Annotated in this window: 13 protein-coding genes; 9 read left to right on the top strand and 4 right to left on the bottom strand. The window is 67.2% G+C overall.

Translation table 11 applies throughout. The features are described from left to right. Positions 1-163: 163 nt before the first annotated feature. A complete protein-coding gene (locus BM372_RS03380) occupies positions 164-577 on the top strand; it encodes a VOC family protein (protein WP_090952922.1) in 414 nt (137 codons plus the stop codon). A gap of 69 nt (positions 578-646) precedes the next feature. Here BM372_RS03380 and BM372_RS03375 read toward each other — a convergent pair whose 3' ends face one another. Beyond that, the gene (locus tag BM372_RS03375; protein WP_090951778.1) at positions 647-1,396 is read right to left on the bottom strand and encodes a GAF and ANTAR domain-containing protein; all 750 of its coding nucleotides are present in this window, start codon (positions 1,394-1,396) and stop codon (positions 647-649) included. A gap of 366 nt (positions 1,397-1,762) precedes the next feature. Here BM372_RS03375 and BM372_RS03370 point away from each other — a divergent pair, with 366 nt between their 5' ends. Beyond that, positions 1,763-3,130, top strand: a complete 1,368-nt coding sequence (locus tag BM372_RS03370) for a phosphoribosyltransferase (protein ID WP_090951775.1) — start codon at positions 1,763-1,765, stop codon at positions 3,128-3,130. Positions 3,131-3,174: 44 nt separating this feature from the next. Here the strand turns inward: BM372_RS03370 and BM372_RS03365 are convergent, their stop codons facing one another. Further along, positions 3,175-3,888 (bottom strand): hypothetical protein, encoded by a 714-nt coding sequence (locus BM372_RS03365; RefSeq protein WP_090951772.1) that lies wholly within the window; start codon positions 3,886-3,888, stop codon positions 3,175-3,177. Beyond that, positions 3,885-4,013: a universal stress protein gene (locus tag BM372_RS20365; protein ID WP_143111420.1), complete on the bottom strand. Its 129-nt coding sequence runs from the start codon at positions 4,011-4,013 to the stop codon at positions 3,885-3,887. The genes BM372_RS03365 and BM372_RS20365 overlap by 4 nt, the downstream gene beginning before the upstream one ends. Before the next feature lie 188 nt (positions 4,014-4,201). Between BM372_RS20365 and BM372_RS03360 the strand changes: the two genes are divergently transcribed. Then, complete coding sequence (locus BM372_RS03360) at positions 4,202-5,074, top strand: NAD-dependent epimerase/dehydratase family protein (RefSeq protein WP_090951769.1); 873 nt, start codon at positions 4,202-4,204, stop codon at positions 5,072-5,074. A gap of 29 nt (positions 5,075-5,103) precedes the next feature. After that, entirely contained in the window at positions 5,104-6,135 is a 1,032-nt protein-coding gene (locus BM372_RS03355; protein ID WP_090951765.1) for an aldo/keto reductase, read from the top strand. Between the two features lie 51 nt (positions 6,136-6,186). Here BM372_RS03355 and BM372_RS03350 read toward each other — a convergent pair whose 3' ends face one another. After that, a complete protein-coding gene (locus BM372_RS03350; RefSeq protein ID WP_177235861.1) occupies positions 6,187-6,948 on the bottom strand; it encodes a FadR/GntR family transcriptional regulator in 762 nt (253 codons plus the stop codon). A gap of 138 nt (positions 6,949-7,086) precedes the next feature. Between BM372_RS03350 and BM372_RS03345 the strand changes: the two genes are divergently transcribed. The 5 genes from BM372_RS03345 (at position 7,087) to BM372_RS03325 (ending at position 12,192) form a co-directional block, all read left to right on the top strand. Then, positions 7,087-8,376, top strand: coding sequence for an ABC transporter substrate-binding protein (locus tag BM372_RS03345; RefSeq protein ID WP_090951762.1), 1,290 nt, complete (start codon positions 7,087-7,089; stop codon positions 8,374-8,376). 82 nt (positions 8,377-8,458) lie between these two features. Continuing rightward, complete coding sequence (locus tag BM372_RS03340) at positions 8,459-9,412, top strand: carbohydrate ABC transporter permease (protein WP_090951758.1); 954 nt, start codon at positions 8,459-8,461, stop codon at positions 9,410-9,412. Further along, on the top strand, positions 9,409-10,308 hold the full coding sequence (locus BM372_RS03335) for a carbohydrate ABC transporter permease (RefSeq protein ID WP_090951753.1): 900 nt from the start codon (positions 9,409-9,411) through the stop codon (positions 10,306-10,308). The genes BM372_RS03340 and BM372_RS03335 overlap by 4 nt, the downstream gene beginning before the upstream one ends. A 7-nt stretch (positions 10,309-10,315) precedes the next feature. Next, positions 10,316-11,464 carry a galactonate dehydratase gene (gene dgoD / locus BM372_RS03330; RefSeq protein ID WP_090951750.1) on the top strand — a complete coding sequence of 383 codons (1,149 nt, stop codon included), beginning with the start codon at positions 10,316-10,318 and terminating at the stop codon, positions 11,462-11,464. Further along, positions 11,461-12,192 carry a bifunctional 4-hydroxy-2-oxoglutarate aldolase/2-dehydro-3-deoxy-phosphogluconate aldolase gene (locus BM372_RS03325; RefSeq protein WP_256214010.1) on the top strand — a complete coding sequence of 244 codons (732 nt, stop codon included), beginning with the start codon at positions 11,461-11,463 and terminating at the stop codon, positions 12,190-12,192. The genes dgoD and BM372_RS03325 overlap by 4 nt, the downstream gene beginning before the upstream one ends. Positions 12,193-12,215 lie beyond the last annotated feature (23 nt).

The raw sequence follows: 12,215 nt of genomic DNA, 5'->3' as shown, positions 1-12,215 counted from the left end.
CGCATGGCGGCGGCCGGCGGCGGTGCACACCGCCGCCGGCCGCCGTCGCCGCGTTTTCGGCGGGCAGCCTACCCACCCAGTCTGTTTTGGGGCAGGATATGCCGTGTCAACGTGCACCGCCGTCGCTGCCGTTCCGGCCGACGCCAGCAACAAGGAGTCCCGCATGACTACGCTCAATCCCTACCTCGGCTTCCGCGACAATGCCAAGGACGCCATGACGTTCTACCACTCCGTGTTCGGCGGGGAGCTGAACATGAGCACTTTCGCCGAGTACCACGCCAGTGAAGACCCTGCGGAGCAGGACAAGATCATGCATGCCCAGCTCAGGACCGACGGCGGCATGGTGCTCATGGGCGCGGATACACCCAACAGCATGGACTTCACCCCCGGCAATAACTTCTCCGTCTCCCTGAGCGGGTCCGATGAAGCTGAGCTCCGCGGCTACTTCGAAAAGCTCGCCGACGGCGGCACCGTCGCCATGCCGCTGGAGAGGGCGCCCTGGGGCGACATCTTCGGCATGTGCAAGGACAAGTTCGGCGTGGACTGGCTGGTGAATGTCGGCCCCGAGGTCGCGTAGGACCGCCCGGCTGAGCCCCCCGGCGGTGCGGGACGGGGTCAAGGTAGGCCCGGAATCTAGGCGCCGTAGTTAATCGTCGAAGTGGGTCCGGGCGGGTCCCTGACCGAGCGATTCGACGATCCCTGCCGCGACGACGTGGAGCTTGATGTTCCGGGCGCTGGATGCCGACTTCAAAAGCTCGAACGCCTCGTCCTGGCTGCAGCGGTTCTGCGCCATGATGATGCCCACGGCAACGTCGATCCCGGTCCGTGTTTCCAGGGTGGCCTTAAGGTGGGCGGCCGTCTCACTGCTCTGCGCGAAATGGACCGCCAGCCGCAGGGCCATGGACGTCTGGTGGACGAAGTCCCGCGCCAGCTCTGTGGCACGGTCATCGAACCGGCCCGGCCTGTGCGAATACAGGTTCAACGCGGCGCGCGCGTCGCTTTCCGGTGTGTCGGTTCCCAGCAGGAACGGCAGCGCCAGGATGGACCGGAAGCCGTGCCCGCGGACCGCTGCGGCGTATTGCGGCCAGCGGCCGTCGCTTTCAAGGTCTTCAACGTAGACCCATTCCTGCTCCCGCGAGGCCGTCATGCAGGGCCCGTCGCCGAACGAGTACTGGAGTTCGTCCATGGCCTGTGCCGCGGGGCTGCTGCTGGCGACGGTTGCTGCCTTCCTCTGCCGCAGGAGCGTGATGCCGCACAGGATCTCGTCGCCAGGCTCGGACAGGCTTCGCGCCGACACCCGGGCGAGCTCGCCGAGGAACTCCTCGACGTCGGAACTGCTGAGCACCACTTCCTGCAGGTGCTGGTTTATCGAATATGCCGGTGACTCGTTACCCACTGATCTGTTGTGCCGTTTCGCTCAGGTCAAGACGACCCGGCGGTGCTCCCACCCGCGGAAATTGGCGGTACGGCAGCGGCCAGCCGGATCGAAGAACAATCCAACGGCTTGCTGCAAAACCGTACCGAGAGAGTATATACAACATCCGCTCCGGGGGCTTCCGCGGGGTACTTAACCTGCCAGCCCGGCGCGCTGCAGCATAATCAGGCACAAAGTCCCTCACAGGTCGCAGGCACCGGGCGGATAGTAGAAGGGAGCGGCCCACCAGGTCCTTTCGGGCTCGCGGAGCCTCTGGGAACGCACGAGTCTCACGTGCGCAGGACTGATGGTCCGATGGCCGACTTTTCGACTGGAAAGCCATAACCCATGAGCATTTTTAAGGACAGGGTCGACGCCGGAAGGCAGCTCGGCAGGCGCCTCGCGGAACTGCGGGGGCAGGACATAGTGGTCCTGGGCCTCCCGCGCGGCGGTGTCCCCGTGGCCTTTGAAGTCGCTGCAGCACTGGACGCTCCCTTGGACGTGATTGTGGTGCGCAAGCTCGGGCTTCCGTACCAGCCCGAGCTCGCCATGGGGGCGGTCGGGGAAGGCGGCGTCAAGGTCTTGGACGAGCAGGTCCTGGCCCATTCGCGCGTCAGCGGTGAAGAGCTGCTGGCCGTGGCAGAGTACGAGCGTTCCGTGCTGGAAAACCGGGTGGTCCTGTTCCGGAAGGGCCGCACCCGGCTCGATCTGACGGGACGCATTGCGGTGATCGTCGACGACGGGATCGCCACCGGCTCCACTGCCCGGGTGGCCTGCCGCATCGCCCGCAAACAGGGCGCGGCGCGGGTGATCCTGGCTGTTCCGGTTGCCCCGGCGGAGACCCTTGCCGACCTGAGCGAACCCGATGAAGTGGTCTGCCTGGCGACACCGCGCCAGTTCACCGCCGTCGGTTACCACTACCGGGACTTCTCGCCGACTGACGACGACGAGGTGGTGCGCCTGCTCGATCTTGCAGCCAAACGCGTGCAGACAGTTTTGCCACCGTCCCCGACCTCGTCCGCGGCCCGCGCGGTAACCGCCGCTGACGTTGACGAGGAAGTGGACATCCCGTCCCGCGGCGTGCGGCTCCAGGCCCAACTCCATCTGCCGGTGCCGGCCCGGGCCGTGGTGCTGTTCGCCCACGGCAGCGGCAGCAGCCGCCACAGCCCCCGGAACCGTTACGTGGCCGGGGTCCTGCAGCAGGCGGGTCTCGGTACGCTGCTGCTGGACCTGCTGACGCCCGCGGAGGAACGAAACCGCGCCAACGTCTTTGACATCGAGCTCCTGGCGCGCAGGCTCTCCTCGGCCACGGACTGGCTGGGCACGCGGACGGAAATGGCGTCCTCCGCCGTGGGTTACTTTGGTGCGAGCACGGGCGCCGGGGCCGCGCTGTGGGCGGCGTCCGAGCCGTCGGCGCGGACCGCCGCTGTGGTGTCGCGCGGCGGCCGCCCCGATCTGGCGGGACCGCGGTTGTCCGCCGTCACTGCGCCCACGCTTCTGATTGTGGGAAGCCTGGACCGGGAGGTCCTGGAGCTCAACCGCAGGGCGAAGGCCATGATGCGCTGCCCCAACCAGCTCGCCGTCGTGCAGGGTGCGACGCACTTGTTTGAAGAACCTGGGACCCTGGCCGCGGCGGCCATCCTTGCCAGGGACTGGTTTGTCGATTACCTGCTGGCGCCGGAACAGCCGGAACAGCCAGAGCAGCGAAAGCAGTAAGGGCCTGCCTGCCCTCCGGGCGGCGGATGCCTAGCTCCGGATGCCTAGCTCCGGCGCCCCTGCGGCCGCCATTGGTTTTGGGCCCGGGACCGGATGCCCAGGAGCATGCGCCGCTCCATCAGGAACTGCACCGGTTCCAGCAGTGCACGGAAGGCCATCCCGGCGGCCACCGGCGAATAGTCGTACCGGGTTCGGGACACGAGCCTGGTGGCGCGGGGGCCTGCCGGCCGCAACACGAACGTCCAACCGACGTCCAGTCTGGGCCCTGCCGGAGGCGCCCCCGCCGGCGACATCCGTCCCGTGCGCAAATCGAGGGTACCGCCCAGAGCCAGCAAGGACCCCGACTCGAGGGCCCTGACCTCCAGTCCGCCGTCGGGGGAGAGCGGGACGATGTCGCCGACCTTGAGCTGCTGCAGTGCCGGAAGGATCCTGTCAGTGCTGTGGATGCCCAGGCCCACGGCGTTCTCAAGCCAGTCGTAGGAGTACATGCCACCACGCCCGGCACCCAACTGGACAAGCCACGGCCACACGCCAGACACCGGGGCCTTAATGGTGACGGCGCGGGTGCTTTGCATGCGCGGGGCGGGTACGATCTCGTCCCCGGGGAGCGGGCCGGCGGCCTCCTGGGTGGTGGCTCCCCAGCGCAGCAGCCGCGGCCGGACGGCCAGGACGTAAGCGGCGCCGGCCGCCGCCGCAGCGAGCGCTGCGACAGCCCGCGTGGCCGGACGCGGTGACGGCGCGGACCCGGCGTCGGTCATCCCGTGGTCCGGCTGTCCCGGCGGCCGGCTGCGTCCTGGCCGACCACGAGCACCGGGCAGTCGGCGTGGCCGGCGCACGCCGCGCTCACCGAGCCCATGACGTGGGAGCGCTGATCACCGTCCATGACCCCAGACTGCCCACCGGCCCCGGGACTGCCTAGGGTCGAAGGTCATGCGGGCGGCACGGCGGCGGCCGCGGGGCTGGGCACCGTGCCCGGCTCGCCTTAGGGTGGAACGGTCACTGCCGGGCCTGTCCGTCCGATCCGGCGCCCGACATTGACGACCAGCACACATGCCACCCGAGGAGTTCCTGATGAGAGTTGCTGTTACCGGAGGAAGCGGAAAGCTGGGGCGGAGCGTCGTCCGGCGGTTGCGGGAGGACGGCCACGAGGTGACCAACCTGGACCGGGTGGGTGCGCGCGGCCCCGGGTTCGCGGAAGTGGACCTGCGTAACTACGGCCAGGTCCTGGATATCTTTCTGGGCCTCGAGGACCGCCACGCGGGCTTTGACGCTGTCGTCCATCTGGCCGCGATTCCTGCCCCGGGGCTTGCCCCCGATGCCGCCACGTTCGAGAACAACATGCAGGCCACCTACAACGTGTTCCAGGCCGCACGTCGGGCCGGGATCAAGAAAATTGTCTATGCCTCCAGCGAGACCGTGCTGGGGCTGCCGTTCGACGTCGATCCTCCCTACATCCCCGTAGACGAGGAATACCCGGCGCGGCCGGAGAGCACCTACTCCCTGGTCAAACACCTCGAGGAGCAGATGGCCATCCAGCTGACCCGATGGGACCCGGAACTCAGCATCACGGGCCTGCGGTTCTCCAACGTGATGGACCCGGAGGACTATGAGGAGTTTCCCTCCTTCGACCACGACCCGAGGCTGCGCAAGTGGAACCTGTGGGGCTACATCGACGGGCGCGATGGCGCCCAAGCCGTGGCCCGCGCACTGGAGCACGGCCAACCCGGCTTCGAGGCGTTCGTCATCGCCAACGCGGACACCGTGATGAGCCGTTCCAGCGCAGACTTGGCAGCCGAGGTCTTCCCCGGCGTCAAAGTGGTCAAGGAGCTTGGCGAGCATGAGACTATGCTCTCGATTGACAAAGCCAAACGCCTCCTCGGCTACGCGCCCGAGCACAGTTGGCGCAACTACCACTCGAACCGGACCACCCCCACCGAAGACTGAAGCAGCCACAACCACCACTGAGGAGTTCCATGCAATACCGCACCCTGGGCAGCAGCGGCGCCGTCGTCTCCAACTACGCGCTGGGCACCATGACTTTTGGCGCCGAGGCCACCGAGGAGCAGTCCCGCGCGATTCTGGATGACTACTTCGCGGCGGGCGGCAACTTCATTGACACCGCGGACGTCTACAGCACCGGGGTATCGGAGGAGATCATCGGCAGGTGGCTTGCCGACCGGTCGGAGCTCCGGGACAGGGCCGTCGTGGCCACCAAGGGCCGCTTTCCGATGGGCCAGGCCCCCAACGACGTCGGCACCTCCCGGCGCCACCTGGTGCGGGCACTGGATGAATCGCTGCGCCGGCTGGGCGTGGAACAGATCGACCTCTACCAGTTGCACGCGTGGGATCCGATCACTCCCTTGGAGGAGACCCTGAGGTTCCTGCACGACGCCGTGACCAGCGGCAAAATCGCCTACTACGGCTTCTCCAACTTCCTGGGCTGGCAGCTGACCAAGGCGGTCCATGTGGCCAAGGCCCACGGCTGGAGTGCGCCGGTGACGCTGCAGCCGCAGTACAGCCTGCTGGTCCGCGAGATCGAGTCCGAGATCGTGCCCGCCTCGCTCGACGCCGGCATCGGCTTGCTGCCGTGGTCGCCGCTGGGCGGCGGCTGGCTCTCGGGCAAGTATAAGCGCGACCAGGCGCCCGCCGGCGCCACCCGTCTGGGCGAAAATCCCAAACGCGGGATGGAGGCGTGGGAAGCCCGGAATGCCGACCCGCGCACCTGGGACGTGATCGATGAGGTGGAGGCAACGGCCGGGCGGCACGGCGTGAGCCCGTCCCAGGTGGCGCTGGCCTGGCTGGCGGACCGGCCGGCGGTCACCTCGGTGATCCTCGGCGCCCGGACCGTCGAACAGCTCGCCGACAACCTCGCGGCAGCGGACCTCCGGCTCACCGCGGAGGAGACCGACTGGCTGACCGAGGTCAGCCAGCCCCGCCTCGGCGTCTATCCGTACGGGCCGATGGCCCAGGAGCAGCGCAGCCGCAAGCTCGAGGGCGGCCGCTGACCCAAGCAACGCGGGGTCACTTAGCGCCCCTTCGAGGGCCCTCATTGGGCGCTAAGTGACTCCGCCTTCCGTCTTGGGCGTCGGGCCGTCCACGTGGTTGCTGGACCAGATGTCGCCCATTTCCTCCGTCGACTGCTCCACGATCCTGCTCATGGCCGCGTGCGCCGCATCCGCCTCGCCGCGCTGAATGGCGCTGGCCACATTCACATGCAGCTGCAGGGCCTCGTGGTGGGGCAAATGCGGCGTGAGACCGTGCTGAGTGCGCCCGATCAGCACCTCGCTGACCAGGTTGTTCAACTGGGAAAACATGGCGTTTCCGGAAGCGTCGAGGACCGCGGCATGGAACTCGATATCCAGTCTGAGGAACTCGTCCCGGTCCCCGCGCTGGCCGGCGGCCCACAGCCGGGCCGCCAGGGCGACGAGGTCGCTGCCGGCGTCCCAGGACGCGCGCTCCGCGGCGAGCCGGGCGGCCTGGGGCTCGATTGCGCCGCGGAGTTCATTTAGCGCCCGCAGCTGCTCCAGCCGCCTGGAGGATGCGAGCCGCCAGCGGATCACCTGGGGGTCGTAGAGGTTCCACGAGTCCTCCGGCTGGACCACGGTCCCCAGCCGGCGCCGCGACTCCAGCATCCCCTTGGAGGAGAGCACCCGCGTGGCCTCCCGCACCACCGAGCGGGACACGCTGTGCTGAGCCTCCAGCTCGTCCAGCCGAAGGATCGAGTGCGGCGCCAGGTTCCCTTCGGCGATAGCGAGCCCCAAGTTCTCGACCAACACGGAATGCAGGTCCGCTGATGACTCCGGCTTCGGGGGTTTCATGAATAAATCATACCGATGCGTCCGCAGGGCTTGTTTAAGTATGTTTTATTTCCTTATGATCGCTTCCTGAGCAGATGTAAAGATGCATGTGCAGTTGGCCGGACAGTGTCTCTGGCCCGAAATAGCAAGGGAGTCGTAATGAAGCGGCGTTCAATTGTGAAGTATGCGGCGGTTGCCGCGGCCCTGTCGCTGGGGCTTACCGCCTGCGGTGGAGGCGGCAGCGACGCCAAGGCGGGCGGAACCGTTCGCGTCACCCTCGCCAACCATGTGTGGACCGAGGGAATCAAGGCGGCAATCCCGGAATTCGAGAAGGCCAGCGGCCTCAAGGTCGAGCTCACCCAGCTCGGCGAGGACCAGCTCTCGGACCAGTACAACGTCAAGCTCAACGCGGGCAGCGACGAAATCGATGTCATGATGTACCGCCCGCTCCAGGAGGGCAAAGCCTTCGCCAAGAACGGCTACCTCGCCGATCTGACGTCCAAGGTTTCCCAGGACGCGAACTGGGACTGGAAGGACTACCAGGAAGGCCCCGTCAAGGCCACCACGGTTGACGGAAAGGTCGTCGGCGTCCCGATCATCACCGAACGCGAAGTCCTTTACTACCGCAAGGACCTGCTGCAGGCCGTGGGCGTCCAGGTTCCCAAGACCATGGAAGAGCTCGAGGCCGCCGCTAAGAAGATTGCCGCTTCCAACCCGGATACCGCCGGCTTCGTGGCACGGACCGGCAAGTCCGCTGCGGTAACCCAGTTCTCCAGCTTCCTGTACAGCTTCGGCGGCGACTTCACCGATGCCAGCGGCAAGTCCGCGGTCAACAGCGACGCCGCGAAGAAGGCCTACGCGTTTTACGGCGGCCTGATCAAGAACTACGGCCCCAAGAATGTCAGCACCGACATGAGCTGGCCCGAGGCGATGGCCATCTTCACCCAGGGCAAGGCCGCCTTCTACACCGAGGCCGACTCGCTCTACAAGAACGCCACCGACCCGGCCAAGTCCAAGGTCGCTGACACTGTCGGCTTCGCCGAGCTGCCGGCCGGCCCGGCGGGGTCCAAGCCGTACAACATCCCGTCGTGGGGTCTGGCCGTTAACCAGGCCTCCAGCAACCAGGACAACGCCTGGAAGTTTATCCAGTGGGCCACCAGCAAGGAACGCACCCTGGAAGCGCAGAAGGCCGGCGTCCCCGGTCCGCGCGCCTCGGTCTGGGCCGACCCGGCCGGAACCTCCACCTACCCGAAGGACCTGGCGGCGGCCATCGCGGCCAGTGCCAAGGCCGGCGTGGGCCACGACCGTCCTGAGGTCATCACGGTGGGCAAGGCCCGCGAGATCGTCGGCGGCCCGATCGTTGCCAGCATCACCGGCGGCGATGCTTCGGCCGCGGCTGACACGGCCAACAGCGCCTTCCAGACGTTCCTGGACGGCGAAAAGAAGTAGCAATCCCGCACCGGGACGGCCGCAGCGCGGCCGTCCCGGTGCCGCAGCCTTACCTCTTCACCCCCAACTCCTTAGGTGAACCATGTCTGTACTGACCCCTCCCCGCAGCGCGCACTCGCGACGCGCAGGCCGCACTCCCGGTGCGCGTCCGGGCTTCTCCGCCTGGGCCAACCGGCACCGCAAATGGCTCTTCGCGGCCCCTGCCATGATTTTCGTCGGTGTTCTGATCGTTTTTCCGCTGGCCTGGACCGTGTACCTGAGCCTGACCGACTCGCAGGGCTCCGTCCGCGCCGCCTCCGAGTTCGTCGGCGTGCAGAACTACCTCACGGTCCTCTCCGACGTCGAGCGCTTCTGGCCTGCCGTCGGGCGCACGCTGTCCTTCACCGGCGTCGCGCTGGCCTGTGAAGTGGTACTCGGCATGGGCATCGCCCTGCTCTTGTGGCGCCCGTTCCGCGGCGAAAAGTGGGTCCGCGTGGCCATCCTGCTGCCGCTCGTTGCCACCCCGGTGGCCGTCGGCATGATGTGGCGGCTCATCTTCGATCCCAACATCGGCTTCATCAACCAGCTCCTCGGTATGGTCGGCATCCCGCCGCAACCGTGGCTCTCGGGCCAGGACACGGCGCTGGGCACCACGATCTTCATGGACGTCTGGCAGTGGACCCCCATGGTGGTGCTGATCCTGCTCGCCGGCCTGACCTCCCTGTCCGAAGAACCCGATGAGGCAGCCCGCATGGACGGCGCCAACGCCTTCCAGCGCTTCTTCTTCATCACGCTTCCGCTCATGATGCCGACCGTGATCGTCGCCATCCTGCTCCGGGGCATCGACGCCCTGAAGACCTTCGACATCCTCTACGCCACGAAGGGCAAGGGCGGCGGCTCGTTCCACGAGGTGGAGACGCTCAACGTCTACGCCTACGGCCTGAGCTTTGACTACAACCAGTACGGGCTGTCCTCCGCGGTGCTGATCCTGTTCTTCATGATCATCATCGGCACCATGTGGCTGCTGACCATGCGCAAGAAAGCGGTAAGCAAATGACCGTCCTGACCGAAGACACTGGAAACACCGAAACCCGCACCTCCGCCGCCGAGCCCCAGCAGGCCAGGCGCCGGCGGAAACCCCTCGGCACCCGCGCCTACAAGGTCTTCCGCGTCGCCGCACTGGTGGCCGTGGTGCTGTTCCTGATCGCCCCGCTGTTCTGGATGCTGCTCGCCTCTTTCAAGACCAACGTGGATATCTATGACACCGGCAAGTCGTTCCTCTTCACTCCCACGGGCGAGAACTACGCCAACGTGCTCCAGCGCAACAACTACTTCGTCTTCATCTTCAACAGCTTCTGGGTGGCGTTCGTTTCCACGGTCCTCTCGCTGGTCCTCGGCGTCCCTGCGGCGTACGCGATGAGCCGCTTCACGATGCACCGCTCCGCCCTCGTGGTCCTGATGGCCCGCGTTATCCCGGGCGTCTCGCTGCTGGTGCCCTGGTACTACGTCTTCTCCAACCTGAAGATGGTGGGCGGCTTCGAGGTGCTGATCCTCAGCCACATGTTCGTCTCACTGCCGCTGATCGTCTACATCATGATGAGCTATTTTGACTCACTGCCCCTGGAGCTGGAGGAATCGGCCCAGGTGGACGGGCTCACCCCGATCGGCGCCTTCCGCCGTATCACGCTGCCGTTGGCGGTCTCCGGCATCGCCACGGCCGGCATCCTGTCCTTTATCTTCTCGTGGAACAACTTCATGTTCGCCCTGGTCCTATCCGGCTCCAAGACCAAGACACTGCCGGTCGCCATCTTCGACTTCGTCTCCTACGCGAGCATCGACTGGGGCGGGCTCATGGCGGCCGCAACGGTGGTCACCATCCCGATCATGATCATTGCGCTCTTCACGCAAAAGTACATCGTCTCCGGCCTCACTGCCGGTGCCACCAAGGGCTAGGCAGCACATGACACTCATCAGCAGGATTGAAACCTTCCTCGTCGCGCCGCGCTGGCTCTTCGTCCGGATCGAGACGGACAGCGGGATCATCGGCTGGGGCGAGGCGAGCTGCGAAGGCCGCAGCGAAACGGTCCGCACCGCCGTCGAGCAGCTCTCCGAGCTGCTGATCGGCCAAGACGCGCTCCGGATCGAGGACCACTGGCAGGTCATGACCAAGGGTTCGTTCTACCGTGGCGGGCCGATCCTCGCCAGCGCCGTCTCCGGGCTGGACCAGGCCCTGTGGGACATCGCCGGCAAGCACTTCAACACCCCGGTCCACCAGCTCCTGGGCGGCCATGTCCGGGACCGGATCCGCATGTACGGCTGGGTGGGCGGGGACGAGCCCAACGAGGTGGCCGACCAGATCAGCGCCCAGCTGGAAGTCGGGCTGACCGCCGTCAAGATGAACGCCAGCGGCCGGATGAGTCCGGTCGCCTCCGTGGCGGAGCTCGACGGCGTCGTCCGCCGGGTGGCTGCCGCCCGCGAGGTCCTCGGGGACCACCGCGACGTCGCCGTCGACTTCCACGGCCGGTTCAGCCTCGCCAACGCCCGGCGTGTTGCGCCGCTGCTGGAACCGTTCCGGCCCTTCTTCCTGGAAGAACCGGTGGTGCCGGAGAACACCCATCTGTTGCGGGAACTGACCTCGTCCACGACGACGCCGGTCTCCACCGGGGAGCGGCTCTACAGCCGCCAGGAATTCCTGCCCGCCCTTCAGGCAGGCATCGCCGTGGCCCAGCCGGACCTCTCCCACGCCGGCGGGATCACCGAGGTCCGCAAGATCGCCTCACTGGCCGAAATCTACGAGGTCCAGCTCGCCCCGCACTGCCCCCTGGGCCCGCTGGCCCTGGCCGCCTGCCTCCAGGTGGGCTTCGCGACACCGAACTTCCTGATCCAGGAGCAGAGCATCGGGATCCACTACAACCAGGGTGCAGAAGTCCTGGACTATGTGGTGGACAAGTCCCCACTGAAGTTCGTGAACGGGCACATCGAAAGGCTCACCGGACCAGGCCTCGGCATTGAGATCGATGAGGCCGCGGTCCGCGCTGCGGATAAGCGCGGGCATGCCTGGCGGGGTCCGGTCTGGCGGCACCCCGACGGCGCCTTCGCCGAGTGGTGAGCGCCCGCAACATGAACCCGGACCAGATCGTCTCGACCAAGGAGAACCCTGACATGGCAGACACCCTGACCCCCGAACTCCTGCTGGCCGGGATCTGTGAGACCCGGCTGGTGGCAATCGTGCGAGGCACAGACGGCGCAGCCGCCGCCAAGGCGGGGCTTGCGGCGATGGCGGAGGGCTTCCGCTTCGTCGAAATCGCGCTGACCACCCCGGATGCCCTCGAGGCGATCCGTGAGGTCCGCGCAGGGGCCCCCGCCGGCTGCTTCGTGGGCGCGGGGACGGTCCTGACCGTACAGGATGTCGACGACGTCGCCGAGGCCGGCGGCCAATTCATCGTGACACCATCGCTGGCGGAGTCGATCGCCGAATCGGCCCGGAGGGGCATCCCCGTGCTCGCCGGGGCATTCACGCCCAGCGAGGCCCACGAAGCCATGAACCGCGGCGCCACCGCCGTCAAGTTGTTCCCCGCCTCGGCCGGCGGACCGGGTTACCTCAAGGCACTGCGTGATCCCTTCCCCGGGATCCCGTTCATCGCCGTCGGCGGCGTCGGGCTCGGGGAGGCAACGGGCTACTGGGAAGCCGGTGCCATTGCCGTCGGGCTCGGCGGGCCGCTGTTCGGCGACGCGGGCTCCGGCGGCGACCTCGCCGCGATGCGCGAGCGGGCCCGCGGCTTCGTCGGCCTGGCCGCCGAGTTCGGCCGGAGGGCCGGCGCGGAGATATCGCTGTGACGGCCGCCGCCAGTCCCGCTTCG

The organism is Arthrobacter sp. ov118 (assembly GCF_900116495.1).
Classification (GTDB): Bacteria; Actinomycetota; Actinomycetes; order Actinomycetales; family Micrococcaceae; genus Arthrobacter.
This window is presented reverse-complemented; position numbering and strand designations above follow the sequence as displayed.

Bases quoted from the DNA above. Each gene is read 5' to 3' on its own strand.
- BM372_RS03365 (WP_090951772.1), bottom strand. From the start codon at position 3,888: ATGACCGACGCCGGGTCCGCGCCGTCACCGCGTCCGGCCACGCGGGCT.
- BM372_RS03340 (WP_090951758.1), top strand. From the start codon at position 8,459: ATGTCTGTACTGACCCCTCCCCGCAGCGCGCACTCGCGACGCGCAGGC.
- BM372_RS20365 (WP_143111420.1), bottom strand. From the start codon at position 4,013: ATGGACGGTGATCAGCGCTCCCACGTCATGGGCTCGGTGAGCGCGGCG.
- BM372_RS03360 (WP_090951769.1), top strand. From the start codon at position 4,202: ATGAGAGTTGCTGTTACCGGAGGAAGCGGAAAGCTGGGGCGGAGCGTC.
- BM372_RS03370 (WP_090951775.1), top strand. From the start codon at position 1,763: ATGAGCATTTTTAAGGACAGGGTCGACGCCGGAAGGCAGCTCGGCAGG.
- BM372_RS03350 (WP_177235861.1), bottom strand. From the start codon at position 6,948: ATGAAACCCCCGAAGCCGGAGTCATCAGCGGACCTGCATTCCGTGTTG.
- BM372_RS03335 (WP_090951753.1), top strand. From the start codon at position 9,409: ATGACCGTCCTGACCGAAGACACTGGAAACACCGAAACCCGCACCTCC.
- BM372_RS03355 (WP_090951765.1), top strand. From the start codon at position 5,104: ATGCAATACCGCACCCTGGGCAGCAGCGGCGCCGTCGTCTCCAACTAC.
- dgoD (WP_090951750.1), top strand. From the start codon at position 10,316: ATGACACTCATCAGCAGGATTGAAACCTTCCTCGTCGCGCCGCGCTGG.
- BM372_RS03380 (WP_090952922.1), top strand. From the start codon at position 164: ATGACTACGCTCAATCCCTACCTCGGCTTCCGCGACAATGCCAAGGAC.
- BM372_RS03345 (WP_090951762.1), top strand. From the start codon at position 7,087: ATGAAGCGGCGTTCAATTGTGAAGTATGCGGCGGTTGCCGCGGCCCTG.